The organism is Pseudomonas pohangensis, from assembly GCF_900105995.1.
In the GTDB taxonomy this organism is placed as follows: Bacteria; Pseudomonadota; Gammaproteobacteria; order Pseudomonadales; family Pseudomonadaceae; genus Aquipseudomonas; species Aquipseudomonas pohangensis.
Genome location: NZ_LT629785.1, coordinates 2431867 through 2457209, shown reverse-complemented (window position 1 = coordinate 2457209; position 25343 = coordinate 2431867). Strand labels below are relative to the sequence as shown.

At 60.1% G+C, this 25343-nt stretch carries 27 protein-coding genes and 2 tRNA genes; 17 read left to right on the top strand and 12 right to left on the bottom strand.

The window, feature by feature from the left end; genetic code table 11:
• The first annotated feature begins 28 nt into the window (after positions 1–28).
• Genes rpsP through rplS form a run of 4 tightly spaced genes read left to right on the top strand, consistent with a single transcriptional unit; the run spans position 29 to position 1972 of the window.
• A complete protein-coding gene (gene rpsP, locus BLT89_RS11580) occupies positions 29–280 on the top strand; it encodes a 30S ribosomal protein S16 (protein ID WP_090195370.1) in 252 nt (83 codons plus the stop codon).
• 7 nt (positions 281–287) lie between these two features.
• Positions 288–824 (top strand): ribosome maturation factor RimM, encoded by a 537-nt coding sequence (rimM, locus tag BLT89_RS11575; RefSeq protein WP_090195367.1) that lies wholly within the window; start codon positions 288–290, stop codon positions 822–824.
• A gap of 5 nt (positions 825–829) precedes the next feature.
• On the top strand, positions 830–1582 hold the full coding sequence (trmD, locus tag BLT89_RS11570; RefSeq protein WP_090195364.1) for a tRNA (guanosine(37)-N1)-methyltransferase TrmD: 753 nt from the start codon (positions 830–832) through the stop codon (positions 1580–1582).
• Positions 1583–1621: 39 nt separating this feature from the next.
• The gene (rplS, locus tag BLT89_RS11565; RefSeq protein WP_090195361.1) at positions 1622–1972 is read left to right on the top strand and encodes a 50S ribosomal protein L19; all 351 of its coding nucleotides are present in this window, start codon (positions 1622–1624) and stop codon (positions 1970–1972) included.
• A 73-nt stretch (positions 1973–2045) separates the two neighbouring features.
• Here the strand turns inward: rplS and BLT89_RS11560 are convergent, their stop codons facing one another.
• Together BLT89_RS11560 and BLT89_RS11555 are read right to left on the bottom strand one after the other, a co-directional pair.
• Positions 2046–2444, bottom strand: a complete 399-nt coding sequence (locus BLT89_RS11560; protein ID WP_090195359.1) for a DUF4870 family protein — start codon at positions 2442–2444, stop codon at positions 2046–2048.
• A 63-nt stretch (positions 2445–2507) separates the two neighbouring features.
• The gene (locus BLT89_RS11555; protein ID WP_090195358.1) at positions 2508–4391 is read right to left on the bottom strand and encodes a cation:proton antiporter; all 1884 of its coding nucleotides are present in this window, start codon (positions 4389–4391) and stop codon (positions 2508–2510) included.
• 76 nt (positions 4392–4467) lie between these two features.
• On the opposite strand from BLT89_RS11555, the gene xerD reads away from it, so the two are divergent.
• From xerD to BLT89_RS11500, 11 genes are all read left to right on the top strand, one after another.
• Complete coding sequence (gene xerD / locus BLT89_RS11550) at positions 4468–5364, top strand: site-specific tyrosine recombinase XerD (protein ID WP_090195355.1); 897 nt, start codon at positions 4468–4470, stop codon at positions 5362–5364.
• An 84-nt stretch (positions 5365–5448) separates the two neighbouring features.
• Positions 5449–6174, top strand: a complete 726-nt coding sequence (locus tag BLT89_RS11545) for a DsbC family protein (RefSeq protein WP_090195352.1) — start codon at positions 5449–5451, stop codon at positions 6172–6174.
• Positions 6175–6291: 117 nt separating this feature from the next.
• The gene (locus BLT89_RS11540; protein ID WP_090198964.1) at positions 6292–7596 is read left to right on the top strand and encodes a homoserine dehydrogenase; all 1305 of its coding nucleotides are present in this window, start codon (positions 6292–6294) and stop codon (positions 7594–7596) included.
• Positions 7597–7610: 14 nt separating this feature from the next.
• Positions 7611–9020, top strand: coding sequence for a threonine synthase (gene thrC, locus BLT89_RS11535; RefSeq protein WP_090195350.1), 1410 nt, complete (start codon positions 7611–7613; stop codon positions 9018–9020).
• A 127-nt stretch (positions 9021–9147) separates the two neighbouring features.
• The gene (locus BLT89_RS11530) at positions 9148–9714 is read left to right on the top strand and encodes a DJ-1/PfpI family protein (protein WP_090195347.1); all 567 of its coding nucleotides are present in this window, start codon (positions 9148–9150) and stop codon (positions 9712–9714) included.
• A gap of 15 nt (positions 9715–9729) precedes the next feature.
• Positions 9730–10038 (top strand): ribbon-helix-helix domain-containing protein, encoded by a 309-nt coding sequence (locus BLT89_RS11525; protein WP_090195344.1) that lies wholly within the window; start codon positions 9730–9732, stop codon positions 10036–10038.
• A gap of 168 nt (positions 10039–10206) precedes the next feature.
• Positions 10207–11451 carry a C69 family dipeptidase gene (locus BLT89_RS11520; protein WP_090195338.1) on the top strand — a complete coding sequence of 415 codons (1245 nt, stop codon included), beginning with the start codon at positions 10207–10209 and terminating at the stop codon, positions 11449–11451.
• 75 nt (positions 11452–11526) lie between these two features.
• Positions 11527–12162 carry a carbonate dehydratase gene (gene can, locus BLT89_RS11515; protein WP_090195335.1) on the top strand — a complete coding sequence of 212 codons (636 nt, stop codon included), beginning with the start codon at positions 11527–11529 and terminating at the stop codon, positions 12160–12162.
• A complete protein-coding gene (locus BLT89_RS11510; protein ID WP_090195332.1) occupies positions 12159–13091 on the top strand; it encodes a DMT family transporter in 933 nt (310 codons plus the stop codon). The genes can and BLT89_RS11510 overlap by 4 nt, the downstream gene beginning before the upstream one ends.
• 228 nt (positions 13092–13319) lie before the next feature.
• Positions 13320–13598, top strand: a complete 279-nt coding sequence (locus tag BLT89_RS11505; protein ID WP_090195330.1) for a type II toxin-antitoxin system RelE/ParE family toxin — start codon at positions 13320–13322, stop codon at positions 13596–13598.
• A 12-nt stretch (positions 13599–13610) separates the two neighbouring features.
• Positions 13611–13916: a HigA family addiction module antitoxin gene (locus BLT89_RS11500; RefSeq protein WP_090195327.1), complete on the top strand. Its 306-nt coding sequence runs from the start codon at positions 13611–13613 to the stop codon at positions 13914–13916.
• A gap of 74 nt (positions 13917–13990) precedes the next feature.
• Here the strand turns inward: BLT89_RS11500 and BLT89_RS11495 are convergent.
• From BLT89_RS11495 to BLT89_RS11450, 10 genes are all read right to left on the bottom strand, one after another.
• Positions 13991–14067, bottom strand: a tRNA-Met gene (locus BLT89_RS11495).
• 106 nt (positions 14068–14173) lie between these two features.
• Positions 14174–15667, bottom strand: a complete 1494-nt coding sequence (locus tag BLT89_RS11490; RefSeq protein WP_090195324.1) for a wax ester/triacylglycerol synthase family O-acyltransferase — start codon at positions 15665–15667, stop codon at positions 14174–14176.
• Between the two features lie 240 nt (positions 15668–15907).
• Positions 15908–17008: a redox-regulated ATPase YchF gene (gene ychF / locus BLT89_RS11485; RefSeq protein ID WP_090195321.1), complete on the bottom strand. Its 1101-nt coding sequence runs from the start codon at positions 17006–17008 to the stop codon at positions 15908–15910.
• Between the two features lie 34 nt (positions 17009–17042).
• A complete protein-coding gene (gene pth, locus BLT89_RS11480) occupies positions 17043–17633 on the bottom strand; it encodes an aminoacyl-tRNA hydrolase (protein WP_090195319.1) in 591 nt (196 codons plus the stop codon).
• Between the two features lie 37 nt (positions 17634–17670).
• Positions 17671–18312: a 50S ribosomal protein L25/general stress protein Ctc gene (locus tag BLT89_RS11475; protein WP_090195316.1), complete on the bottom strand. Its 642-nt coding sequence runs from the start codon at positions 18310–18312 to the stop codon at positions 17671–17673.
• Between the two features lie 111 nt (positions 18313–18423).
• On the bottom strand, positions 18424–19365 hold the full coding sequence (locus BLT89_RS11470; protein WP_090195313.1) for a ribose-phosphate pyrophosphokinase: 942 nt from the start codon (positions 19363–19365) through the stop codon (positions 18424–18426).
• A gap of 78 nt (positions 19366–19443) precedes the next feature.
• Positions 19444–19518: transfer RNA gene (locus BLT89_RS11465), tRNA-Gln, on the bottom strand.
• Positions 19519–19549: 31 nt separating this feature from the next.
• Positions 19550–20431 carry a 4-(cytidine 5'-diphospho)-2-C-methyl-D-erythritol kinase gene (ispE, locus tag BLT89_RS11460; RefSeq protein WP_090195310.1) on the bottom strand — a complete coding sequence of 294 codons (882 nt, stop codon included), beginning with the start codon at positions 20429–20431 and terminating at the stop codon, positions 19550–19552.
• A 20-nt stretch (positions 20432–20451) separates the two neighbouring features.
• A complete protein-coding gene (lolB, locus tag BLT89_RS11455) occupies positions 20452–21069 on the bottom strand; it encodes a lipoprotein insertase outer membrane protein LolB (RefSeq protein ID WP_090195307.1) in 618 nt (205 codons plus the stop codon).
• 3 nt (positions 21070–21072) lie between these two features.
• Positions 21073–22800 (bottom strand): tetratricopeptide repeat protein, encoded by a 1728-nt coding sequence (locus BLT89_RS11450; RefSeq protein ID WP_090195305.1) that lies wholly within the window; start codon positions 22798–22800, stop codon positions 21073–21075.
• A gap of 166 nt (positions 22801–22966) precedes the next feature.
• On the opposite strand from BLT89_RS11450, the gene hemA reads away from it, so the two are divergent.
• On the top strand, positions 22967–24247 hold the full coding sequence (gene hemA, locus BLT89_RS11445; RefSeq protein WP_090195302.1) for a glutamyl-tRNA reductase: 1281 nt from the start codon (positions 22967–22969) through the stop codon (positions 24245–24247).
• A complete protein-coding gene (prfA, locus tag BLT89_RS11440; protein ID WP_090195299.1) occupies positions 24244–25326 on the top strand; it encodes a peptide chain release factor 1 in 1083 nt (360 codons plus the stop codon). Before hemA ends, prfA begins: the two co-directional genes overlap by 4 nt.
• Positions 25327–25343: the final 17 nt, after the last annotated feature.

Sequence of the window (25343 nt, the reverse complement as noted above, 5' to 3'; positions counted from 1 at the left end):
AAAGCACTGACTATAGGAACGATGCCCAATGCTAACCATCCGTCTTGCCCGTGGTGGCTCCAAAAAGCGCCCTTTTTATCACCTCACCGTTACCGATAGCCGCAATGCGCGCGATGGCCGCTTCAAAGAGCGCGTTGGTTTCTTCAATCCTGTGGCTGCCGGCGCTGAAACGCGTCTTTCGGTAAATCAGGAGCGTGTGGATTACTGGGTAAGCCAGGGCGCACAGCTTTCCGATCGCGTTGCCCAGTTGTTGAAGGATGCGGCCAAGGCTGCTGCTTAAGCATTCCATGAGCGCATCGCCAGCCGCGGCCGAGGATCTGATCGTTCTTGGCAAGATCTACAGTGTGCATGGCGTGCGAGGAGAGGTGAAGGTGTATTCCTTTACCGATCCGATAGACAACCTGCTTGACTACCCGCGCTGGACTTTGCGCCGTGACGGCGACAGCCGGCAGGTCGAACTGGCCAGCGGACGCCTGCAAGGCAAGTTTCTGGTGGTCAAGATCAAGGGACTGGATGATCGCGAAGAGGCCCGCAGTTTTGCGGGCTTTGATGTTTGTGTACCGCGCAGCCAGTTGCCGTCTCTCAAGGATGGCGAATTTTACTGGTACCAGTTGCAAGGTCTGAAGGTTATTGATCTGCAAGGGCAATTGCTCGGCCAGATCGACCATCTGCTGGAAACCGGTGCCAATGACGTCATGGTGGTGCGGCCCTGTGCCGGTAGTCTGGATGATCGCGAACGCCTGTTGCCCTATACCGGGCAATGTGTGCAGTCGATTGATCTGCAGGCTGCAGAAATGCGCGTCGATTGGGATGCGGACTTCTGAGCAGCATGAAAGGTTTGCAGGTTGAGGTCATCAGCATCTTTCCGGAGATGTTTGCGGCCATCAGTGATTACGGCATAACCAGCCGGGCGGTGAAGCAGGGCTTGCTGCAGTTGACCTGCCGCAACCCGCGCAGCTACACCGAAGACCGGCACCAGACCGTGGATGATCGCCCGTTTGGCGGTGGCCCCGGCATGGTGATGAAGATCGGGCCGCTGGAGCGCGCACTGGCAGATGCCAGACACGCTGCAGGCGCCAAGGCGAAGGTTATTTACCTGTCGCCGCAAGGCCGCAAGCTGACACAGGCTGCGGTGCAGCAACTGGCACAGGAACAGACACTGATCCTGATTGCCGGACGTTATGAAGGCATCGATGAGCGCTTTATTGAAGCGCACGTGGATGAAGAATGGTCGATTGGCGATTACGTATTGTCCGGCGGTGAGCTGCCGGCCATGGTGCTGATTGATGCGGTAACGCGGTTGCTTCCGGGGGCCCTGGGCCATGCGGACTCCGCTGAGGAGGACTCCTTTACGGATGGCCTGCTCGATTGCCCGCACTACACCCGACCCGAGGTGTATGCAGGCAAGCGTGTTCCTGAGGTGCTGATGAGTGGCAACCATGAACACATCCGGCGCTGGCGCTTGCAGCAGTCCCTGGGACGTACCTGTGAACGCCGCGCTGATCTTCTGGATAGCCGCTCGCTTTCTGGAGAAGAACAAAAGCTGTTGGCGGAATACCTTCGCCAGCGGAACGATAGTTAACGTATCGATGGCAGGCCGGGCCTGTCTCAGGAGCACAGCATGACCAACAAGATTATTCAGCAGATCGAAGCTGAACAGATGAGCAAAGTGGTTCCCCCTTTTGCACCGGGTGACACTGTCATCGTTCAGGTAAAAGTGAAGGAAGGCGACCGTTCGCGTCTGCAGGCCTTCGAAGGCGTCGTGATTGCCAAGCGCAACCGTGGCCTCAACAGTGCTTTCACTGTACGCAAGATTTCCAACGGTGTTGGTGTGGAGCGTACTTTCCAGACTTATTCGCCGCTGGTTGACAGTCTGTCCGTCAAGCGTCGCGGTGACGTACGCAAGGCCAAGCTGTACTACCTGCGCGCACTGTCCGGCAAGGCTGCACGTATCAAGGAAAAGCTGGTCTAATCCGGCTTACCGCAACAAAAAAAGCAGCCAGCCGGCTGCTTTTTTTGTGCCTGGAGAAAGCTGACGGGCTGCTTCAGGGAACCGTGCGCTGCGCATTGAGGGCCAGCCAGCCACGACCGATGCGGTAAATCACCCACAGGGTCAGACCAACCAGGATGCACAGGGTCAAGGGCAAGGCAATGATGGTCAGGGCCAGCGCCACGGCAATGCATACCCACAGCAGGGCGAACCAGAAGGTGCGGATCTGCCAGCTGAAATGGCTTTCCAGCCAGGTGCCGCGGGTTTCGCTGCGTTTTACGTAGTTGAGGATCACCGCCAGGATCGACGGCAGGCTGCCGAGAAAAGAACCGACAATCGTGGCGCTGCCGACAATCCCGGTGACGATGGCAAAGGCGTGCAGGCCATAGATGATATGGGTCAGGTTGATCAGCCCGGCAGCGGGTGAGTCATTGCGAATTTGAATTTCCTGCATGCGGGCCTCGCTCTGCGGTGGTCTAAGTATTCAGGCGTCCGGGTTGGTGCTCTTGCAGGCCTGCTAACGGGCGGCCTTGGGCGCTTTCGGACGCTCGCTTTTGGCGGTTTCCTTGCCGGCGCTATCTTCCGCAGCCTTGTTGTCCAGGGGTTGTGCCTCGATCAGCGACAGCAGAACCCAGTCAGGGCCCGGTGTGAAGCTCAGTTCGGCACTGGCAATATGAATCCAGTCCCGCGGGTCCGTGGCCATCAGCAGGGTAGCGCGGTTGCCGTGCAATGCCTGGTAATCATCCCAGCCAAAACTGTCGGACAGGGTAGTGGTGCGGATGCTGCCGCCCTTGGACAGGACACTGGCCAGCTGGCCGTAGGTGCGCGTGGGAAAGCCAAGCGGCTGGCCGCGGTGTTCATGGCTGGCACGGTGCTTGTCGCTGAGCTGTTGCTCTTTCTGGTTTGGCAGGCTGTACAGATTCTGGCTGCGAAATTCCGGCCGGAAACGGGTGCAGGCCAGCGTATTCAGTTCGCTGGATGGTGATAGCGCGAGTAGTTGTCCCAGCCCGATCAGGTCGAGGTTGGCGTCGGCGTGCTGCGATGCCGGGTTGCCGAAGTAGGTAGGCAGGTTATCCATTCGCGCAGCCTTGATGTTTTCCCAGCTGGAGTCGGTCAGCAGCAGACGCCAGCCGCTCTGTTGCAGGGCTTTACCGATGGCGCGTGCAACCGGGTTGGCGCCGATGATGAGAAAGCCGCGAGAGGCCGGCTCGTCGACCTTGAGCAGCTTGGCCAGCGGGCGCGAAGTGGCACTCTGCAGCACCACGGTGCCGATGATCACCAGAAAGGTCAGAGGTACCAGCAACTCTGCCTGCTCATAACCGCCATGCTCGAGCAGGCGTTGGGCAAAGATGGCCGACACGGCAGCGGCGACAATTCCGCGCGGGGCAATCCAGGACAGCAGGGCCCGTTCGCGCCAGTTGAGGCTGGAGCCAATGGTGCTTACGGCAACGGTAAGCGGGCGCGCGACGAGTTGAATCACTGCCAGCAAGATCAGCGTGGCCGGGCCCAGGGCAATCAGGGCGGCGAGATCAAGGCGGGCGGCGAGGATGATGAACAGGCCGGAAATCAGCAAGACACTGAGGTTTTCCTTGAAGTGCAGGATGTGTCTGACATCCACGCCGCGCATGTTGGCCAGCCACATGCCCATCAGGGTGACTGCCAGCAGGCCCGACTCGTGCACCAGCAGGTTGGAGGCGATGAACACGGCGAGGACCGAAGCCAGGGCGCCGAGGTTCTGCAGGTATTCCGGCAGCCAGTGACGACGCAGCCCGAGGCCGAACAGCCAGCCGCCGGCGATACCGAAGAAGCTGCCGCAGATGATCACTGCCGCGAAGGTGCCCAGGCTACTGCTCAGCGCCTCACCGTTGCTCTGGCTGACGATAAAGCTGAACACCACGACCGCCAGCAGGGCGCCGATCGGGTCAATGACGATGCCTTCCCAGCGCAGGATGTTGGCAATCGAGGCCTTGGGGCGCACCACGCGCAGCATCGGGGTGATCACGGTGGGGCCGGTGACCAGGGTGAGGGTGCCGAACAGGATGGCCAGATCCCAGGAGAAATCCAGCAGGTAGTGGGTGGTTACGGCAATCACTACCCAGGTCGCGAGTGCACCTATGGTGACCATGCGCCGGACTACGCTGCCGATTTCTTTCCACTCGGAAAGATGCAGGGTCAGGCTGCCTTCAAACAGGATCAGTGCCACGGCCAGTGAGACGATCGGAAACAGCAGGTCGCCAAACAGCAGTTCCGGATCCAGCCAGCCAAGCATCGGGCCGGCGAGGATGCCGCACAGCAGGAGAAACAGGATGGCCGGCAGGCGCAGGCGCCAGGCCAGCCATTGACTCGCCAGGGACGCCGCGCCGATGCCGCCGATGCCGAGAAGAATTTGTATTTCGCTCATCAAAAACCTGCGTTGCTGGAGTAAGTGGAGTGGGCTGTGAAAGACTACGCATGCATTGAACGGATGAACAGCTAGCATGCCAACCCTGGATCACCCTCTGCTTGATCGCTTTCTGGAAGCCCAGTGGCTGGAGAAGGGTTTGTCAGCCCATACCCGGGCGGCGTACCGCAGCGATATCGGTCATTTTCATGCCTGGGTGAGCGAACGTGATGTGCCGCTGGCCGGGGTGAGTCGCGACATGATACTGGATCATCTGGCCTGGCGCTTGGCGCAAGGTTACAGCGCCCGCTCCACGGCGCGCTTTTTGTCCTGTCTGCGCGGGTTCTACCGTTTTCTGCTGCGTGAAGGCCTGATTCAGCTGGATCCTACCTTGCAGGTGGCACTGCCGGAGCTCGGTCGCCCGTTGCCCAAGTCACTCAGCGAGGCGGATGTCGAGGCGTTGCTGGCAGCCCCGGATGTGGCAGAGGCGCTGGGTCTGCGCGATCGCGCCATGCTTGAAGTGCTCTATGCCTGCGGGTTGCGCGTCACCGAACTGGTTTCGCTGACTCTGGAACAGGTCAACCTGCGCCAGGGGGTGTTACGCGTATTCGGCAAGGGCGGCAAGGAACGCCTGGTACCGTTGGGCGAGGAGGCCATTGCCTGGCTGCAGCGTTACCAGCTGGAAGCGCGTGGGCAGTTGCTGGGCGGCAAGTCGAGCAGTGTGCTGTTTCCCAGTCTGCGTGCCGAACAGATGACCCGGCAGACCTTCTGGCATCGCATCAAGCTGCATGCAAGAGTCGCGGGCATCAGCAAGCCACTCTCGCCGCATACGTTGCGCCATGCCTTTGCCACCCATCTGCTCAATCATGGGGCTGACTTGCGGGTGGTACAGATGCTGCTGGGTCACAGCGACCTGTCCACCACGCAGATCTATACCCATGTGGCCCGCGCCCGGCTGCAGGAATTGCACGCGCGGCACCATCCGCGCGGCTGAGTTGTAATCTGCAGTAACCATCTGCCGGGCAAGGTTTTTAAGGCGTCTGTGGTAGGCTTCGCCGATCAATCAGAGGAGTTTTTCATGCGTTTTCTACCCCTGTCTGCCGGTCTGATGCTGGCACTTTCCACTACCGTTACCCATGCTGCAGACCCTGATCAGGCCATTCGAAAAACCCTCAGTACTATCCAGCCTGATCTGCCGATCGAAACCATTGCTGAAAGTGCCATGCCGGGGATGTTTCAGGTCCAGCTCAAGGGCGGGCGTTTGCTTTACGCCAGCGCTGACGGGCAGTTCCTGCTGCAGGGCAATCTGTATCAGATGAAAGATGGCGATGTAGTCAATCTGACCGAGCAACACGCCAGTGCAGAAACCGCACAATTGCTGGCCAAGGTTCCGGTGTCCGAAATGGTGGTGTTTGCTCCGGAAAAGCCGAAAACCCATATCACCGTGTTCACCGATACCGATTGCGGCTACTGCCAGAAACTGCATGCCGAAGTGCCCGAACTCAATCGGCTGGGTATCGAAGTACGCTATATGGCCTTCCCTCGTCAGGGTATCGACAGCCATGGCTACAACACGCTGGTCAGCGTCTGGTGCAGCAAGGATCGCCAGGCGGCAATGAATCTGGCCAAGTTGCGCAAGGAAGTGCCCGCAGCTACCTGTGACAACCCGGTGGCCAGGCAATACGAGCTGGGCCAGATGATCGGTGTGAATGGCACACCGGCCATCGTTCTGGAAAATGGCCAGCTGATTCCCGGCTACCAGCCGGCGCCCCAGCTTGCCGAGTTGGCACTGAAGGCCAAATAACCCGTCCACGGGCGCTGATTTGACGTAAAATCCCCGCCTTCGTAATGTGTGCAGACCTTCAATCAGCGGCCGGGCATTGCCCGGCCGCTTCGTGCAGAAAGGATGGGGAGCTTCAGCGTGAAACCGGTCAAAGTGGGCATCTGTGGGCTGGGTACTGTCGGTGGCGGTACCTATAACGTACTCAAACGCAACGCTGAAGAGATTGCCCGCCGCGCCGGGCGTGGCATCGAAGTGGCGCAGATTGGCGCCCGGCGTGCCAATCCCCTGTGCGCAACCGGCACCACCCCTGTGACTGCCGATATTTTCGATATTGCCAACAATCCGGAAATCGACATTGTCATCGAACTGATTGGTGGCGATACGGTGGCCCGCGAGCTGGTGCTCAAGGCCATCGAGAATGGCAAGCATGTGGTCACGGCGAACAAGGCGCTGATTGCCGTGCATGGCAACGAGATCTTTGCCAAGGCACGTGCGAAAGGCGTGATTGTCGCCTTCGAAGCTGCAGTGGCCGGAGGCATTCCGGTGATCAAGGCGATTCGCGAAGGCCTGTCTGCCAACCGCATCAACTGGGTCGCCGGGATCATCAACGGTACCGGTAATTTCATTCTCAGCGAAATGCGCGAGAAGGGCCGTCCGTTTGCCGATGTGCTTACGGAAGCCCAGGCGCTGGGCTATGCCGAGGCGGATCCGACTTTCGACGTGGAAGGTATCGATGCGGCGCACAAGCTGACGATTCTCGCCTCGATCGCCTTTGGTATTCCCCTGCAGTTCGACAAGGCCTACACCGAGGGCATCACCCGGCTGACCAGTGCCGATGTCGGTTATGCCGAGGCGCTGGGTTATCGCATCAAGCATCTGGGCGTAGCCCGCCGTACCGAGCGCGGCATCGAGTTGCGCGTACACCCGACGCTGATTCCCGCCGATCGCCTGATCGCCAACGTCAATGGCGTGATGAACGCGGTGATGGTCAACGCCGATGCCGCCGGCAGTACCCTGTTCTACGGCGCCGGTGCCGGCATGGAGCCGACCGCTTCTTCAGTGGTCGCCGATCTGGTAGACGTGGTGCGTGCACTGACCACCGACCCGCAGAACCGCGTGCCACACCTGGCCTTCCAGGCTGATGCGTTGTCCGATCACCCGATCCTGCCGATCAGCGAGTGCGAGAGCGCCTACTACCTGCGCGTACAGGCCAAGGACCATCCCGGTGTGCTGGCCCAGGTTGCCAGCATCCTGTCGGCACGCGGCATCAATATCGAGTCGGTGATGCAGAAGGAAGCCGAAGAGCATGACGGCCTGGTGCCGATGATCCTGCTGACCCACCGGGTCACCGAGCAGTGCATGAATGATGCGATCGCTGCGCTGGAGGCACTCAATGATGTGGCCGGTCCGGTGATGCGTATCCGCGTTGAGCATCTGAATTAACAAAGGCAGACAACATGCGTTATATCAGCACCCGTGGCCAGGCACCGGCCCTGAATTTCGAAGACGTACTGCTGGCCGGTCTGGCTTCTGACGGCGGCCTCTATGTGCCGGAAAACCTGCCGCGTTTCACTCAGGAGGAAATTGCTTCCTGGGCCGGCTTGCCCTATCACGAGTTGGCCTTTCGGGTGATGCGCCCGTTTGTTGCCGGCAGCATTGCGGATGCCGACTTCAAGCAGATTCTCGAAGAAACCTACGCGGTGTTCGAGCACAGCGCGGTAGCGCCACTGCGTCAGCTGCATGGCAACGAGTGGGTGCTGGAACTGTTCCACGGCCCGACCCTGGCGTTCAAGGATTTCGCCCTGCAACTGCTCGGTCGCCTGCTCGATCACATCCTCGCCAGGCGCAACGAGCGTGTGGTGATCATGGGTGCCACTTCCGGTGATACCGGTTCGGCGGCTATCGAGGGCTGTAAAGCCTGCGATAACGTCGACATCTTCATCATGCACCCGCACAACCGCGTGTCCGAGGTGCAACGCCGGCAGATGACCACCATCTTCGGCGACAACATCCACAACATCGCCATCGAAGGCAACTTCGATGATTGCCAGGAAATGGTCAAGGCCAGCTTCGCCGACCAGTCTTTCCTCAAGGGCACCCGGCTGGTAGCCGTCAACTCGATCAACTGGGCGCGGATCATGGCCCAGATCGTCTACTACTTTTATGCGGCATTGCAGCTGGGCGGACCGGCGCGCTCGATCGCCTTCTCGGTACCGACCGGCAACTTCGGCGATATTTTTGCCGGCTATCTGGCGCGCAACATGGGCCTGCCGATCAGCCAGCTGATCGTCGCCACCAACCGCAACGACATCCTGCACCGCTTCATGTCGGGCAACCGCTACGACAAGGACACCCTGCACCCGTCGCTGTCGCCGTCGATGGACATCATGGTGTCGTCGAATTTCGAGCGTCTGCTGTTCGATCTGCATGGGCGCAACGGCTTGGCCTTGTCCGGGCTGATGGACAACTTCAAGGCCAGCGGCAAGCTATCAGTGAGTGAGGAACGCTGGACCGAAGCACGCAAGCTGTTCGACTCGCTGGCTGTAGATGATGCGCAAACCTGCGCCACCATTGCCGAGGTCTATCAGGAGTGTGGCGAACTGCTCGACCCGCACACGGCCATCGGCGTGCGTGCGGCGCGTGAGTGCCGCCGCAGTCTGGCCACGCCGATGGTGATTCTGGGTACTGCCCATCCGGTCAAGTTTCCTGAAGCCGTTGAAAAGGCCGGTATCTCCCGGGCACTGGCCCTGCCAGCGCATCTGGCTGACCTGTTCCAGCGCGATGAACGCTGTACGGTGCTGGCCAATGACCTGCAAACCGTGCAGCAGTTCGTCAGCCAGCACGGCAACCGCGGCAAGCCCCTGTAAGCTTGCTGCTATAAATAAACCCCGTCTCGTGCGGGGTTTTTTATGTCTGTAGTACCCGGTTGTTACCCGCCGCCTGCCATGCTGCATGAGACTGTTGCTACTTCCATCCCCTACAGGAGCTACAACCATGACAGCCAGAAAGATACTGATCCTGACCGGTGATTACGTCGAAGACTACGAGATGATGGTGCCGTTCCAGGCGCTACAGATGGTGGGGCATACCGTGCACGCGGTTTGCCCGGGCAAGCAGGCGGGTGACAGCGTGCGCACGGCGATCCACGATTTCGAAGGCGACCAGACCTACAGTGAGAAGCCGGGGCATAACTTCGTGCTCAACTTCGCCTTCGATGCCGTACGTGCCGAGGACTATGATGCGCTGGTAGTGCCCGGCGGCCGCTCTCCCGAGTATCTGCGTCTGAATCAGCAGGTCATTGCGCTGGTGCAGGCCTTTGCGGCGGCCAACAAACCGATTGCTGCCGTCTGCCACGGTGCCCAGTTGCTGGCCGCCGCCGGTGTGCTCAAGGGTCGCTCCTGCAGCGCGTATCCGGCCTGCGCGCCGGAAGTACGTCTGGCCGGGGGCGAGTATGTTGAAGTGCCGGTGGATGCCGTGCATGTTGACGGCAATCTGGTCACGGCTCCGGCCTGGCCGGCGCATCCGGCCTGGCTGGCGGCATTTCTGAAAGTGCTGGGCTAAATCGAGGAGAACGCGATGTGTGAGCTCTATGTAAAGGCGGATCCGATCCTCTATGAATCGCGCTCGCGTTCACTGCGTATCCGCGGGGTGGTTACTACCCTGCGGCTGGAAAACCAGTTCTGGGACATTCTGCGCGAGATTGCCGAAGTCGATGGCATGACCACCAACCAGCTGATTACCAAGTTGTATGACGAGGTAATGGATTATCGTGGTGATGTGGTCAATTTCGCCTCCTTCCTGCGCGTCAGCTGTACCCGCTACCTGAGTCAGCGCTCCGCCAGTATGGCGACATTGCACAAGCTGCCGCTGGAGAAGCGGGGCTGAGTAATAGGCTATGGCTGCGGGCTGCCAGCCCGGCTATGCGGTTGCTGGATATGGGAAATGACACTGGCCAGTGCCCCGGGGTACTGGCTTTTTTCTGTGTGGCCGCCGGATAGGCCTACTATTGGCAGATGATCAGGCAGAAAGCGCGAAGCGGTCCGGGAGGATGGCATGTGTGACACGCTGGTGCTGCGGCAAGCGGGCGTCAGCTGGCTGGCGAAGAACAGTGATCGCGAGGCGGCCGAGCCCCAGCGCCTGTTGCGGCTGCCTGCGGTCTGCGGGGATGCAACCCGTCAGGTGCGTACGACCTATATTGACGTAGCGCAGACAGCCGATCGGCACGCAGTGATTCTCAGCCAGCCCAGCTGGATCTGGGGTGCCGAGATGGGTGTGAACGAGCGGGGTCTGGCCATCGGCAACGAGGCGGTCTTCACCCGCCTGACGGCGAAGAAAGGCGAAGCGTTGCTCGGCATGGACCTGTTGCGTCTGGCGCTGGAGCGGGCCGGCACGGCGCGCGAAGGTATCGCGGTGATCAGCGAACATCTGCAAAGGTATGGGCAGGCCGGGCCTGGCGGTTACCGAGACAAACACTTCCGCTATGACAGCAGCTTTCTGCTGGCTGACCCAGAGGAAGCCTGGGTACTGGAAACCGCAGGTAGTCTCTGGGCGGCGAAGAAGGTCGAACGCTGGGCGATTTCCAACGCGCTGAGTCTCGGCCATGAATTCGACCTGAGCAGCCAGGACTTGCCCGGACAGGCCAGAAAGCTGGGCTGCTGGAATGGCAAGGGTGATTTTCATTTTGCCCGGGCCTTCGATACGCGCCTGCTGCCGTGGATTGGCGGAGCGCATCAGCGCCGCGCCATGAATCAGCAGTTTCTGGCGAGCTGTCCGGCAACTGCCGGCTGGCAGGAGCTTGCTGCGGCCTTGCGCAGCCATGGTCAACGCGGTGAAGATTTTGCGCGGCACAATAACCGGCAGGTTTGCATGCATGCCGGCAGCTTCTGGCGGCCCTCGCAAACCACGGCCAGCCTGATTGCCCGGCTGGGAGCGGGGTCGCCGCAAATGCTGGCTACCGCGACCTCTGCGCCTTGCCTGGGTCTGTTCCAGCCACTGGCGTTTGCCGTCGGTGCCGGCGCCGACCTGCTCAGTGATGTTGCTCAGCCGGTTGCGCAGAGTCGCTGGTGGCGTTTCGAGCCGGTACACCGGCGGGCACTGGCTGATGCGGATTTTCGTCATGCGCTGCAGGCCAGTCGTGACCAGCTGGAAGCCCGCTTGCTGGCGCAATTGCAGAAGGCAGAGCCTGACTGGCGAGCCATGCAACTGGAGGCCGAAAGCTGGCATGCGCATTGGCAACAGCAGGCACTCGCCGAGCCGGCGGCGCTTAACGGGTGGTGGCGTCGCCATGCCCGTCTGTGACCTTTGCACTTGGCGACTTGTCCAAACCGGGTTGCCATTCCAGGGGTGCAACAATCAGTTTAAAGGAAGCTAGCAATGAGCGATTTACAGGAATTGATCGACAACAATGCCCGTTGGGCAGAGTCGATCAACGAAGAGGATCCGCAGTTTTTCGCCAAGCTGGCCAATCAGCAGGTACCCGAATATCTGTGGATCGGCTGTTCCGATGCGCGGGTACCGGCCAACGAAATTGTCGGCCTGTTGCCGGGCGACCTGTTCGTGCACCGCAACGTAGCCAACGTGGTGCTGCACACCGATCTCAACTGTCTCTCGGTCATCCAGTACGCAGTGGATGTGCTCAAGGTGCAGCACATTCTGGTGACCGGGCACTATGGCTGTGGCGGTGTACGTGCCGCCATGCAGGATGCCCAGCTGGGCCTGATTGACGGCTGGTTGCGCTCGATTCGCGATCTGTATTATGAGCAGCGTGATCACCTGGCGCAGTTCCCGGACGAAGAGGCCCGCGTGGACCGCCTGTGCGAGCTGAACGTGATCCAGCAGGTCGCCAATGTCAGCCACACCACCATTGTGCAGAATGCCTGGCGGCGAGGGCAGGCGCTGGCCATTCATGGCTGCATCTACAGCATCAAGAACGGCATCTGGAAAAGCCTCAACGTCACTATCAACAATATCGATCAGCTGCCTGCGCAGTATCGCTTGCGTGCACCATGACGGATTCACCGGCGCGCACCGACAGCGCGGCACTGGCCTGGCTCGGCCTGATACTGGGCAGTCTCTTCTGGGCCGGCAATGCGCTGGTGGCACGGGCTTTCCATGAGGCCATACCGCCCATGAGCCTGGCATTCTGGCGCTGGGTACTGGCGTTGATCCTGTTGCTGCCCTTTGTTGCCGTTCCGCTCTGGCGCCAGCGCCGGCTGCTGCTAAAAACCGCACCGCAGCTGGTGGTGCTCGCCGGGCTGGCCATCGCCGGTTACAGCAGCATGCTCTACCACGCGGCCCAGACCACTACCGCGATCAACATGACCCTGCTCAATACCTGCCTGCCGCTGGTGCTTTTTCTGGGGGCCGGTGTGCTGCTCGGCGAGTGGCCGGTGCGCCGTGCCTGGTATGGCATGCTGCTCGCCGCCGCCGGCTTGCTGGTGCTGATCAGTACGGGCAGCTGGGAGAAACTGCGTAATCTGCAGTTCCGTCAGGGTGACCTGTGGGTTCTGCTTTCGATACTCGACTGGGCACTCTATTCGCTGCTGTTGCGGCGTTGGTCAGCCACCTTGGCGGCAATAGCACCGCTGTCGCTGATGGCAGCGCTGATTGCGCTGGGCATTCCGCTGTTGCTGCCGTTCTATCTGCTGGAGCTCTGGCGGGGGCAGCTTTTCGAACCATCAATGAGCAATCTGGCCGCGATCGCCTATACCGCTGTATTCGCCTCCCTGTTTGCCTACCTGGCGTGGAATTACGGGATCAAGGTGCTGGGCGCCTCCCGCGTTGGCTTGAGCAATTACCTGATGCCGGTGTTTGCCGCCGTGCTCAGCTGGGCCTTGCTGGACGAGTCATTGCAGGGTTTTCACTGGGCCGGCGCGGCGTTGATCTTCAGTGGTTTGCTGCTGGCCAACTGGCGGCCGGGCCGCCGCGTGGCGGCTTGAACCGCAGGCAAAGAAAAAGGTTCATCGCACTTTCCCGGGGAAGGCGGCCTTGATTTTCATGAAGAAGTAGTCCGAGTCCCTAAAGCCATAGGCCATACGCTTGATCACCTGGAGTCAGCTTTGCGTCTTTCGCCATTGGTTCAGAGTGGGCATGCTGTTGCCTGTTGACGGATCCCTCAGTTGGTTCAATAATGCAATACGTTAACGAATAACGTTAAGGGTTAATTTGTGATCCTGAGCTTCAAGTGTAGTGATACACAGTCGCTGTTTGATTCTGGAGAGTCCCGCCGATGGGGCGGTGTTTTAAGGGTCGCAACGAGAAAGTTATTGATGCTTCATGCCGCGACAGAATTGCGTGATTTGCGTTCACCTCCCGGCAATCGGTTAGAGCCATTGCATGGCAACAGGGATGGTCAACATAGCATCAGGATCAATGATCAATGGCGGATCTGCTTCGTGTGGACGGATGCTGGCCCCACTGAAGTTGAAATCGTCGATTACCACTAAGGAGGCTGCGCCATGATTATTAACGGAATGCGCCCAATACATCCGGGCGAAGTTTTGCGGGAAGAGTACCTGGAGCCCCTGGGCATTACCCCGGCTGCATTGGCTCGCAACTTGAAGGTGTCTGCGCCGACTATCAATGATATTGCCCTTGAGCGTCGCGGCATCACAGCAGACGTTGCTATACGGCTTGCTCGGTACTTCGACACCTCGGCGCAGTTCTGGATGAACCTGCAGATGGAGTACGCCTTGGCGACTACGATGGCTACTAACGGTGAGCGGATCGAGCATGAAATTGAACCTCTCGTTGCTCATGGGTAAGGCGTTGTAGGCAAGGGGTAGTCACTACCCCAGAAACAACAAAGGCCTACCCGAAGGTAAGCCTTTGATTTGTATGGTAGCAACGAGTGGACTTGAACCACCGACCCCAGCATTATGAATGCCGTGCTCTAACCAACTGAGCTACGTTGCCATTTGTGGCGCGCATTATTCTAGCGAGCCTCCGTTGTGTCAACCCATCAGGATATTTTTATCCTGACATTCAATCGCTTAGGCCACGTGCCGGCGCCCTGCAGTGATTACTTGCGACGGACGGCGGCCCGGCTGCGTCGGGCAGGCCGTGCCTTCGTCTGGAGTGCAGGATCAGGCAGGTGATCTGCGGCTATCAGCAGCTCGCTCCAGGCTTCGGTCATGCAGGCCAGCATCAACGCCGGGTCGGGCAGCATCTTGCGGCAGGAGACCATGGACACCCACATCACGCCGTTATAGCTGACTCCGGTGAAATTGAGCCCGGCGCCGTCCGCCGGAATGCTCACCGGGTACATGCACATGGCCTTGGCGCCCGCCAGATAGAGCGGTTTGTCCGGGCCGCGCACGTTGGAGGTGGCGATGTTGATCGTGGGCAGAATCAACCTGCGTATCAGACTGTCGACCAGCATGGCCGGCATCACCTCGAGCAGGTTTTTCAGCATGTCCAGACCCATTTTTTCTGCCTGGGTCTTGCTTGCCCTGGTTTCGTGATGCACGGCTTTCAGGCGTTCTATGGGGTCGGCAATGTCCGAGCAGATTTTCACCTGTACGCCGCTGACATCATTGCCGCCAGCAGAAGCATCGGTGCGCAGGGAAATCGGCATGAGCGACATGAGTGACTGTTCCGGCAGCTCGCCTTTGGCTTCCAGGTACTTGCGTACCGCCCCGCTGGCGACGCAGATGAAAATGTCGTTGAGGCTGCTGCCGGGGACTTTTTCGCGAATACGCCTGATCCGTGAAAGGGGCATGCCAAAGCCTTCCACCACCCGGTTGCGGGAAACCTTCTCACTGAAGCGCGTGTGCGGCGCCTTTGCCGGCAGAAGTCCGCCGGTAAGGCTGCCTAGAGACAGGCTGTCCAGTTCGTTGAGGCGTGCGAGCTGCTCCTTGCCTGCCGCAAGCAGCCTGGCCGTACCATTGAAACCAAACCTTGCCAGCTTGCTGATCCGCTCGACGCCGTTGCTGACGGTCCGCGACAGCAGTTCATAGTTTGACGGGCTGTAGTCTGCATCAATGGTGGAACGGATGTTGAGCGTGTCGACAGGCTCCGGCGTGAGGGTATGCAGTTGAGTCAGCAGGTGGACGGCGGCCATGCCGTCGACAACGGCATGGTGAATCTTCAGAAAGATGGCAAAGGCGCCTTTGGGCAGGTTCGGAATATTGTCCAGCCCCTCGATGACGTACACCTCCCACAGCGGGCGCGTACGGTCCAGCGGGCGCGAGTGCAGGCGGGCGACCTGGATCATCAGCTGTCGCCAGTCACCCGGCTCGGGCAAGGCGATATGGCGGATGTGGTACTCGACATCAATCAGTGAGTCTGCCACCAGATAAGGGCGATCCAGCCCCAGCGGGGTGATTTCCAGATGGCGGCGGAAAACCGGATTCAGGTACAGGCGGTCCTCGAAGTGCTGGAGAATGTCCTTGTAACGCACACTCCCGCCGGGAGCGGTGGTGGTGTCATAAATCATCAGCACGCCAACGTGGTTGTAGACATTGCCGCGCTCGCCAAGCAGCGAAACGTTGTCGGCACCGGATAGCTGTTCCATGGATGTTCTCCTTGCAGGGGATTGCGCCAAGCCCGCGCTGTCTCTCCGTTGCCATCAGCCCAGAAAAGATTGACGGTGAAAGGGCTACTGCTTTTTTAATAGTATGTGACGACTGCTCGGGTCGCCATGTTAGGGCTTGTTTGACGGGGAGATTATGCAGTCAATCCGGATGCCGGCAGGCACAAAGCATAAAGCCGCAACTCAGTGCGGCTTTATGCTTTGCAGGGTGTAGCTGCAGGGTCAGACGTTGAACCTGAAATGCATCACGTCGCCATCCTTGACGATGTACTCCTTGCCTTCCAGGCGCCATTTGCCGGCTTCCTTGGCGCCGGATTCACCCCGGTACTGGATGAAGTCGTTATAGGCCACGACTTCGGCGCGGATGAAGCCTTTTTCGAAGTCGGTGTGAATCACCGCTGCAGCCTGCGGAGCGGTGGCGCCGACGCGCACGGTCCAGGCACGGACTTCCTTTACCCCGGCGGTGAAATAGGTCTGCAGGCTGAGCAGTTCATAGCCGGCGCGGATCACGCGGTTCAGGCCGGGTTCTTCCAGGCCAAGGGCTTCGAGGAACATGTCCTTTTCTTCGCCATCCTCCAGTTCGGCGATTTCCGCTTCGATCTTGTTGCACACCGGCACCACCGGGGCGCCCTCGGCAGCGGCGATTTCATTGACGATATCCAGCAGCGGATTGTTCTCGAAACCGTCTTCGGCGACGTTGGCGATGTACATCACCGGCTTGCTGGTCAGCAGGTGGAAACTGCGCACCAGCTGCCTGTCGTCATCCCCCAGGGTGCGCAGCAGGGTGCGCGCCGGCTTGCCTTCGGTGAAGTGCGGGATGAGTTTTTCCAGCAGGGCTTTCTGCGCCACTGCGTCCTTGTCGCCACCCTTGGCGTTGCGGGTGACTTTCTGCAATTGCTTTTCGCAACTGTCGAGGTCGGCGAAGATCAGTTCCAGATCGATGATCTCGATATCGCGCTTGGGGTCGACACTGTTGGACACGTGGATGACGTTTTCATCCTGGAAACAGCGCACCACATGGGCGATGGCATCGGTTTCGCGGATGTTGGCCAGGAACTTGTTGCCCAGGCCTTCGCCCTTGGAGGCGCCGGCTACCAACCCTGCGATATCGACGAACTCCATGGTGGTCGGCAGGATGCGTTCGGGCTTGACGATCTCGGCCAGGGCTTCGAGGCGAGCATCGGGCATCGGTACGATGCCGGTATTGGGTTCGATGGTGCAGAACGGAAAGTTCTCCGCGGCGATCCCGGATTTGGTCAAGGCATTGAACAGGGTGGACTTGCCGACGTTGGGCAGGCCGACGATGCCGCAATTGAATCCCATGGTGTGTTCCTCGCGCGCTAGCGGCGCTAAAAAATCAGGTTGCAGCCTTCAGGCTGTGGAGTTTGTGCATGGCTTTGCTCCAGTCACCTGCGAGCATTTCCGGCAGTACGCTCAAGGCGTTGTCGATGCTGGCATCGAGCAGTTCCTGTTCACTGCGCGGTGCGCGGCCAAGGACGAAGCCGGAGACCATGCTGCTGTGTCCCGGGTGACCGATGCCCAGCCGCAGGCGGTAAAAGCCGTTCTGGTTGCCAAGCTGGGCAACGATGTCGCGCAAGCCGTTGTGTCCGCCATGACCGCCGCCGAGCTTGAGCTTGGCCACGCCGGGGGGCATGTCCAGTTCGTCGTGGGCCACCAGTATGGCCTCGGGCGGAATACGGAAGAAATTGGCCAGGGCAGCCACCGCCTGACCACTGCGGTTCATATAGGTGGTGGGAATCAGCAGGCGGACGTCGCGGCCCTGATGACTGAATTTCCCCGTCAGGCCGAAGTATTTCTTCTCCGGGCTGAGACTGACGTTGTGCCGGTCAGCCAGGCACTCAACGAAAAGGGCCCCGGCGTTATGCCGCGTCTGGTCGTATTCCGGTCCCGGATTTCCCAGGCCAACGATCAGTTGCACGGCAGTCACGACGGAGCCCCTTCGTTAACGGCAGGCAGTAAGCAGATTACTCGGCTTCTGCTTCGCCTTCGCTGGCGCCTGCATCTGCAGCAGGCTCTTCAGTATCCTGCACCACGCGCGGAGCGTGAATGTTGGCTACGGGCAGGTCACTGTCGTGGGCCAGGGCTACCAGCTCGACACCAGCCGGGAGCTTGAGGTCAGACAGGTGAATGGTCTGGCCAAGGGCCACATTGGCCATATCCACTGCGATGAACTCGGGCAGGTTCTTCGGCAGGCAGGTCACTTCGACTTCGGAGATGGTGTGGGACACGATGCCGCCTTCCTGCTTGACGCCGGCAGCAGTTTCTTCGTTGAGGAAGTGCAGCGGAATCAGTGCAGTCAGTTTCTGGCCGGCGACGACACGGATGAAGTCAGCGTGCAGTACAAAACCCTTGGCCGGGTGGCGCTGCAGGGCCTTGATCAGGACGCTTTCCTTGCCGTCAGCAAGGTTCAGGGTCAGCACGTGGCTGAACGCGGCTTCGGTCTCCAGCAGTTTGGCCAGATCTTTGGCCAGCAGGCTGATCGATTTCGGCTCTTTGTTGCCACCGTAAATTACGGCGGGTACCAGGTTGGCGTTACGACGCAGGCGGCGGCTCGCACCTTTCCCCAGGTCGGAACGCACTTCAGCATTCAGGGCAAAATCAGTCATTTTTACTTCTCCAAATAACCTGACCGCCCTTCATGCTTGCGACCAGCATCCGGGCGGTTAGGTAAAAAAGCCCCGCTTGGCGGGGCACTTGTCGATCAGACGGGTCCGCGCTTAGCGGAACATCGCGCTGATCGATTCTTCATTGCTGATGCGGCGTACCGCCTCAGCGACAATCGGGCCGATATCCAGTTGGCGGATACGGGCGCAAGCCTGTGCGGCAGCAGACAGCGGAATGGTGTTGGTCACCACCAGTTCGTCCAGTGCGGAATTTTCGAGGTTTTCAATGGCGCGGCCAGACAGCACGGCGTGGGTGCTGTAGGCAAATACCTTGGCGGCACCGTGGGCCTTCAGGGCGGTGGCGGCATGGCACAGCGTGCCGGCGGTATCGACCATGTCGTCGACCAGAATGCAGGTACGACCGTCGACGTCACCGATGATGTGCATCACTTCGGACTGATTGGCCTTCGGGCGACGCTTGTCGATAATTGCCAGATCTACACCCAGCGTCTTGGCTACGGCGCGGGCACGCACCACGCCGCCGATATCCGGGGAAACAATCATCAGGTTATCGAAGCGTTGCTCGATGATGTCATCGATCAGGACCGGCGAGCCGTAAATGTTGTCCACCGGAATGTCAAAGAAGCCCTGGATCTGGTCAGCATGCAGGTCGACAGTCAGTACGCGGTCAATGCCGACCACGGTGAGCATGTCGGCGACCACTTTGGCGCTGATCGCTACACGGGCCGAACGCGGGCGACGGTCCTGGCGGGCATAGCCGAAGTAGGGGATAACGGCAGTGATGCGCGTAGCCGAGGAACGGCGGAAGGCGTCGGCCATCACCACCAGTTCCATCAGGTTGTCGTTGGTCGGAGCGCAGGTCGGCTGGATCAGGAACACGTCCTTGCCACGGACGTTCTCGTTGATTTCAATGCTGATTTCGCCGTCGGAGAACTTGCCAACCGCGGCTTCACCCAGAGGAATATGCAACTGACGTACTACACGTCGAGCCAGATCGGGGTTGGCGTTCCCCGTGAAGACCATCATCTTGGACACGTGCAGTACCTGCCGGCTTGTGGTTGAGCTGGTGTATCAGTCAGTTGTCGGAAGCAAGCTTCGACAACTTCGGGAAAATGGCAGGGGCGGCTGGATTCGAACCAACGCATGCCAGGATCAAAACCTGGTGCCTTACCGCTTGGCGACGCCCCTGTAACGTGTATGGATGCCAGGCATCCGCTTCTCAGGACAAGCTCTGTAGTGACCGGTGCAACATGGAAACGTTGCTGCCCCTGGCTACAAAACTTGGCAGTGTGGCTGGAAGTTGGGCCGCGACTTTATCAGCTTCGGCTTTGCTTGGGAAGAACCCAAACACACAACCACCCGTTCCGGTAAGTTTTGCTGGCACAAATTTATTCAGCAAGATCAGAGCGTTACGTACATCCGGGTAACGCGCTTCGACTACCGGCTGACAGTCATTTCGACCGCCCTGCTCGAGAACGGCGGCCACTTTAATTGCCGGCGTATTGCGTGTCAACTCCGGCGCCGAGAATACCTCTGCGGTGCTTACATGAACTGCCGGAATGCACACCAGAAACCAGGGTTCGGGCAGCGTTACCGGCTGCAGCTTTTCGCCGACACCTTCGGCAAACGCGGCATGGCCGTGGATGAAAACCGGGACGTCGGCACCCAGCTCAAGACCCAACCGGGCCAGCCGGTCGTTGCTCCAGTGCAGCTGCCAGAGATGGTTCAGGCCAAGCAGGGTCGTGGCTGCGTCCGAACTGCCGCCACCCAGCCCGCCACCCATGGGCAACTGCTTGTCCAGCCAGATGTCGGCGCCGAGTGCGCATTTGCTCGCTCGTTGCAACTGGCGGGCTGCACGCACGATCAGATTGCTGTCATGGGGAACGCCGTGGAGTTCGCCATGCAGTTGAATTTGTCCGTCATTGCGCAAGGCAAAGCCCAGTTGATCGGCATACTCGACAAACTGGAAGAGGGTTTGTAACTCGTGATAGCCATCGGTACGCCGGCCGAGGATATGCAGCATCAGGTTGAGCTTGGCCGGGGCTGGCAGGATCAGCTCGGCAGCCGGCATGTCTGCGTGGCTGTTGATTTGGTCTGGCATGCAGTGACAGCTCCGCGGGCTTACTGGCCGAGTTTTCTGGGCTGCCAATCCTTGATCACCAGGGTGACCTGCAGATCCTGGCCTTGCAGCTTGATTCGTTCCGGCAGGCTGTAGCCATCCTGTTCGATGTAGCTGAGGTACTGGATCTGCCAGCCGTCCTGCTCCAGCCGGTTGAGCTGACTGTCGTTATCCAGACTGACCTGGCTCGGGCTTTCCGGTGCCGGCAGGCCACGTACCCACCAGAACAGCTGGGTCAGCGGCAGTCGCCAGCCGAGGCCTTTCTCCAGCAGGTCTTCTGCCGAGTTGGAGGTGAAGCTGCCCTGGGTGGAAAGATCCAGCACCACATCGTTGGTTCGCCCGCTGATGCGTGCGGAGCCGACTGCCAGCGGGCCGGCGAGGCGGATGTCAAAGTAATCCTGGCGTTGCAGCCAGAATAATGTGGCGCTGCCTGAATCGCTGGGCGCACGAATGCCGATCTTGCCGCTGATCTGCCAGCCATCGATGCCGCCTATCTGCTGCTTGTGTGCCTCCCAGGCAGCAGGACTGCCCTGGCCCTGCACGGACTCCTTGCTGGTGAAGCCGGCGCAGCCGGCGAGCAGAATCAGGGCGCTGGAAATGAGCAGGGTGCGCAGGCGCATAAGTCAGGGGGTCTCGCTGCCGGTCAGGCGCTGCATGGTGCTGCGCAAAATGGAACTGTCGGGTTGTCGCTGCAGGGACTGGGCCCAGATCTCGCGGGCCTCTTCCTGCTTGCCCTGTATCCACAGCACTTCGCCCAGATGGGCAGCAATCTCGGCGTCGGGGTAGTTCTGCAGGGCCTGGCGCAGATAGGTTTCGGCCTGGTCCAGATTGCCGGTGCGGTAATACACCCAGCCAAGGCTGTCGAGGATGGCCGGGTCGTCGGGCTGCAGCTTGTGCGCGCGCTCTATCAGCGCCTGCGCTTCAGCGTAGCGGGTGGTGCGATCGGCCAGGGTATAGCCGAGCGCATTCAGGGCCATGGCGTTGGTCGGCTCGGCTTTGATTATCTGGCGCAGGTCGCGCTCCATCTGGGCCAGGTCATTGCGTTGCTCGGCCAGCATGGCGCGGGTGTAGAGCAGGCTCAGGTTGCCGGGAAATTGCTGCAGGGACTGCTGGGCTGCCTGCCAGGCAAGGTCGTTGTATTGTTTCGCTGCCAGACTCTCGACTTCCAGCATGTACAGCTGGACTGCATAGCCGGGCTGGTCGGTGCGTGCCTCGGCCAGCCGCTGACGTGCGTCTGCTGGGCGCTGCAAATTCAGCAGAAGGGCGGTTTGCTGGGCCTGTGCGGCCAGGTATTGATCACCCGGGCCGACCAGTGAGTACTCGATCAGGGCGCCATCATGGTCATTCAGCTGCTCGTCAATCAGGCCGAGATTGAAATGGGCGATATCGACATGCGCGTCGCGCTCGATCAGGTCGCGAAGATAGGCCTGCGCCTCGCTCCAGGCCTGATCATCCATGTAGATCAGGGCCAGGGAAAGCCGCAAGTCATCATCTTCCGGGTTCTGTTGCAGCAGCAGGGTGAATTCTGCGCGGGCGTCCTCCATGCGGCCTTGCTCGATCAGCAGGCGCGCGTACGCCAGGCGCAGGCGCTTGTCTTGCGGGTGCAACTCCAGGCCATCTTCCAGTAGCGGCAGGGCTTCCTTGCTGCGGCCCATGCTCTGCAATAGTTGCGCCTGCAACAGCAACGGCATGATGTCCTGCTGGCTGGCCGGCTCATCCTCCAGCACCTGCAGAGCGGCTTCCGGCTGATTGTCCTGCTGCAGCAACAGGGCCTTGCCAAACAGTAGCTGGCCATTGCCGGGGTGCTTGAGCAGCAGGCGGTCAAAGCTCTGCAACAGGCCGGCGCGGGTTTGCGGGTCGGATTCGGACGCGGAAAGCGCAAGAAAGTCGAAGTGGGTATCGCCCTGGCCTTGCAGTACGCGCTCCATGTAGCGCATCGACTCATCGTAGCGGCCGGAACGGGCCAGCTGGATGGCCGCGGCGCGCTGGGCATCAATGTCGTCAGGTGCGACTTTCGCCCACAGCAGGGCGTTGTTCAGGCTGGCTGGTTGCTCGTTCAGGTACTCGGCGATCTGGTAGGCGCGTTTGGCCACGCCAGGGTCGCCGGTGGCTTTTGCCTGGGCGCTGTAATTCTCCAGCGCGATGTCGTAATGATTGCGCTGTCCGGCGATTTCAGCGGTCAACAGGTCGTACAGGGTCTGCTGGCTGAACGGTGCTGCGGGGGGCGTCTGTTTGATCGTTGACTGGTCAGCAGGTGCTGGCGTGGCCGCGGTGTCCGACCAGCTGTGCAATGCACTTTGACAGCCGCCAACAAGTGCCAGGGAAGCATAAAGCGCGAAAAATCTATTCATGGGGCGATAGGTGACGGGCTGGCCTGCAAGGTGCTGCACATGATGACACAAGCCTGCGTGCAAGCGTACGGGCGCTTGCAAGAGAAAGCTGCCGCGCTTTGGTAGTTGTTCTGTGTCGGGTGACGTAGGACAATTGCCCGCTTTCCATTACTTCCAGCGATTCTGCATGGCTTTCCTTGCTTTGGGCATCAACCACAAGACCGCGTCGGTAGGGGTGCGCGAGCGCGTTGCCTTTCCGCCGGAGTCGCAGGTTGAGGCATTGCAACAGCTATGCAGGCTGACCTGCAGTCGTGAAGCGGCCATTCTGTCGACCTGCAATCGCAGTGAACTCTATCTGGAGCAGGAGTTGCTCGATAGCGACGAGGTGCTGCAGTGGCTGGCTGCCTATCATCGCTTGAGTGTTGCCGAGCTGCGCGAGTGTGCCTACGTGCATACCAACGAAGAGGCCGTTCAGCACATGATGCGGGTTGCTTCCGGGCTGGATTCCATGGTGCTCGGCGAGCCACAGATTCTCGGCCAGATGAAGTCGGCGTTTGCCGTGGCACAAGAGGCGGGAACCATCGGCCCGTTGCTCGGACGCTTGTTTCAGGCCACCTTCAGTACCGCCAAAAGTGTGCGTACGGATACGGCGATTGGCGAGAATCCGGTGTCGGTGGCGTTTGCCGCGGTCAGTCTGGCCAAACAGATCTTCAGCGATCTGCACCGCAGCCAGGCACTGCTGATCGGTGCTGGCGAGACCATCACGCTGGTTGCCAGGCATTTGCACGAGCAGGGCATCAAGCGCCTGGTTGTGGCCAACCGCACCCTCGAGCGCGCCAGCATGCTGGCGGAACAGTTTGGTGCCCATGCGGTATTGCTGGCCGACATCCCGCAGGAGCTGGTCAACAGTGACATCGTGATCAGCTCTACCGCCAGCCAGCTGCCGATTCTCGGCAAGGGTGCGGTGGAACGTGCCCTGAAGCAGCGCCGGCACAAGCCGATGTTCATGGTCGATATTGCCGTGCCGCGGGACATCGAACCCGAGGTGGGTGAGCTGGAGGATATTTACCTCTACAGCGTGGATGACCTGCACGAAGTCGTCTCGGAAAACCTGAAAAGCCGCCAGGGCGCTGCCGATGCGGCTGAACAGCTGGTATCGGCCGGTGCGGACGATTTCATGCAGCGCTTGCGTGAACGTGCGGCAGTCGATGTGCTGCGGGCCTGCCGACAGCAAGCCGAGAGCCTGCGTGATGAAGAACTCGGACGGGCCTTGCGGTTGCTGAACAATGGCAGTCCTGCAGAAGAGGTGCTGGCGCAGTTTGCCCGTGGCCTGACCAACAAGCTGATGCACGCTCCCAGTGTGCAGCTGAAGAAATTTTCTGCGGCAGGCCGCCTGGATGCGCTGGCCGTGGCGCAGGAACTGTTTGCGCTGGATGAGCACATGACTTCGGACAAGACCCCGCAATGAAAGCATCGCTGATCAACAAGCTGGATATCCTGCAGGATCGCTATTACGAGCTGACGGCCTTGCTCGGCGATGCCGAGGTGATCGGCAACCAGACCCGGTTCCGTGCCTATTCAAGGGAATACGCGGAAGTCGAGCCGGTGGTCAGCACTTTCCGCGAGTTCTGCAAGGTTCAGGACGATCTGCAGGGTGCGCAGGCGTTGCTCAAGGACAGTGACCCGGACATGCGCGAGATGGCGGAAGAAGAAGTGGCCAGTGCCCGCGAGCAATTGGGCGTGCTGGAGGCTCATCTGCAGCGCATGTTGCTGCCCAAAGACCCGAATGACGGGCGCAACGTGTTTCTGGAAATCCGAGCCGGCACCGGTGGTGACGAGGCGGCGATTTTTTCCGGGGACCTGTTTCGCATGTATTCGCGCTATGCCGAGAAGCAGGGCTGGCGGGTCGAGATTCTTTCCGAAAGCCTTGGCGAGCATGGCGGTTATAAGGAAGTGATTGCCCGCGTCGAGGGTGACAATGTTTACGCCAAGCTGAAATTCGAATCCGGCGCACACCGCGTACAGCGCGTGCCGGAAACCGAGTCCCAGGGCCGCATCCATACCTCGGCCTGTACCGTGGCGGTGCTGCCGGAGCCTGACGAGCAGGCCGCCATCGAAATCAATCCGGCGGATTTGCGCGTGGATACCTATCGCTCGTCCGGTGCCGGTGGCCAGCATGTGAACAAGACCGATTCGGCGATCCGCATTACCCACTTGCCATCCGGCATCGTGGTCGAGTGTCAGGAAGAGCGTTCGCAGCACAAGAACCGCGCCAAGGCCATGGCCTGGCTGGCGGCCAAGTTGCAGGACCAGCAGGACGCGGCAGCGCACAAGGAAATTTCCGATACGCGCAAGCTGCTGGTCGGCTCCGGCGATCGCTCCGAACGTATCCGCACCTACAATTTCCCCCAGGGCCGGGTGACCGACCACCGCATCAACCTGACGCTGTATTCGCTGAATGACGTCATCGCCGGTGATTGCGAACAGGTCATCGGGCCACTGCTGCTGGAATACCAGGCCGATCAGCTGGCTGCGCTGGGTGATTGACCGGACAGGCTGGCTTG

Bases quoted from the DNA above. Each gene is read 5' to 3' on its own strand.
- rpsP (WP_090195370.1), top strand. From the start codon at position 29: ATGCTAACCATCCGTCTTGCCCGTGGTGGCTCCAAAAAGCGCCCTTTT.
- rimM (WP_090195367.1), top strand. From the start codon at position 288: ATGAGCGCATCGCCAGCCGCGGCCGAGGATCTGATCGTTCTTGGCAAG.
- trmD (WP_090195364.1), top strand. From the start codon at position 830: ATGAAAGGTTTGCAGGTTGAGGTCATCAGCATCTTTCCGGAGATGTTT.
- rplS (WP_090195361.1), top strand. From the start codon at position 1,622: ATGACCAACAAGATTATTCAGCAGATCGAAGCTGAACAGATGAGCAAA.
- BLT89_RS11560 (WP_090195359.1), bottom strand. From the start codon at position 2,444: ATGCAGGAAATTCAAATTCGCAATGACTCACCCGCTGCCGGGCTGATC.
- BLT89_RS11555 (WP_090195358.1), bottom strand. From the start codon at position 4,391: ATGAGCGAAATACAAATTCTTCTCGGCATCGGCGGCATCGGCGCGGCG.
- xerD (WP_090195355.1), top strand. From the start codon at position 4,468: ATGCCAACCCTGGATCACCCTCTGCTTGATCGCTTTCTGGAAGCCCAG.
- BLT89_RS11545 (WP_090195352.1), top strand. From the start codon at position 5,449: ATGCGTTTTCTACCCCTGTCTGCCGGTCTGATGCTGGCACTTTCCACT.
- thrC (WP_090195350.1), top strand. From the start codon at position 7,611: ATGCGTTATATCAGCACCCGTGGCCAGGCACCGGCCCTGAATTTCGAA.
- BLT89_RS11530 (WP_090195347.1), top strand. From the start codon at position 9,148: ATGACAGCCAGAAAGATACTGATCCTGACCGGTGATTACGTCGAAGAC.
- BLT89_RS11525 (WP_090195344.1), top strand. From the start codon at position 9,730: ATGTGTGAGCTCTATGTAAAGGCGGATCCGATCCTCTATGAATCGCGC.
- BLT89_RS11520 (WP_090195338.1), top strand. From the start codon at position 10,207: ATGTGTGACACGCTGGTGCTGCGGCAAGCGGGCGTCAGCTGGCTGGCG.
- can (WP_090195335.1), top strand. From the start codon at position 11,527: ATGAGCGATTTACAGGAATTGATCGACAACAATGCCCGTTGGGCAGAG.
- BLT89_RS11510 (WP_090195332.1), top strand. From the start codon at position 12,159: ATGACGGATTCACCGGCGCGCACCGACAGCGCGGCACTGGCCTGGCTC.
- BLT89_RS11500 (WP_090195327.1), top strand. From the start codon at position 13,611: ATGATTATTAACGGAATGCGCCCAATACATCCGGGCGAAGTTTTGCGG.
- BLT89_RS11490 (WP_090195324.1), bottom strand. From the start codon at position 15,667: ATGGAACAGCTATCCGGTGCCGACAACGTTTCGCTGCTTGGCGAGCGC.
- ychF (WP_090195321.1), bottom strand. From the start codon at position 17,008: ATGGGATTCAATTGCGGCATCGTCGGCCTGCCCAACGTCGGCAAGTCC.
- BLT89_RS11475 (WP_090195316.1), bottom strand. From the start codon at position 18,312: ATGACTGATTTTGCCCTGAATGCTGAAGTGCGTTCCGACCTGGGGAAA.
- ispE (WP_090195310.1), bottom strand. From the start codon at position 20,431: ATGCCAGACCAAATCAACAGCCACGCAGACATGCCGGCTGCCGAGCTG.
- lolB (WP_090195307.1), bottom strand. From the start codon at position 21,069: ATGCGCCTGCGCACCCTGCTCATTTCCAGCGCCCTGATTCTGCTCGCC.
- BLT89_RS11450 (WP_090195305.1), bottom strand. From the start codon at position 22,800: ATGAATAGATTTTTCGCGCTTTATGCTTCCCTGGCACTTGTTGGCGGC.
- hemA (WP_090195302.1), top strand. From the start codon at position 22,967: ATGGCTTTCCTTGCTTTGGGCATCAACCACAAGACCGCGTCGGTAGGG.
- prfA (WP_090195299.1), top strand. From the start codon at position 24,244: ATGAAAGCATCGCTGATCAACAAGCTGGATATCCTGCAGGATCGCTAT.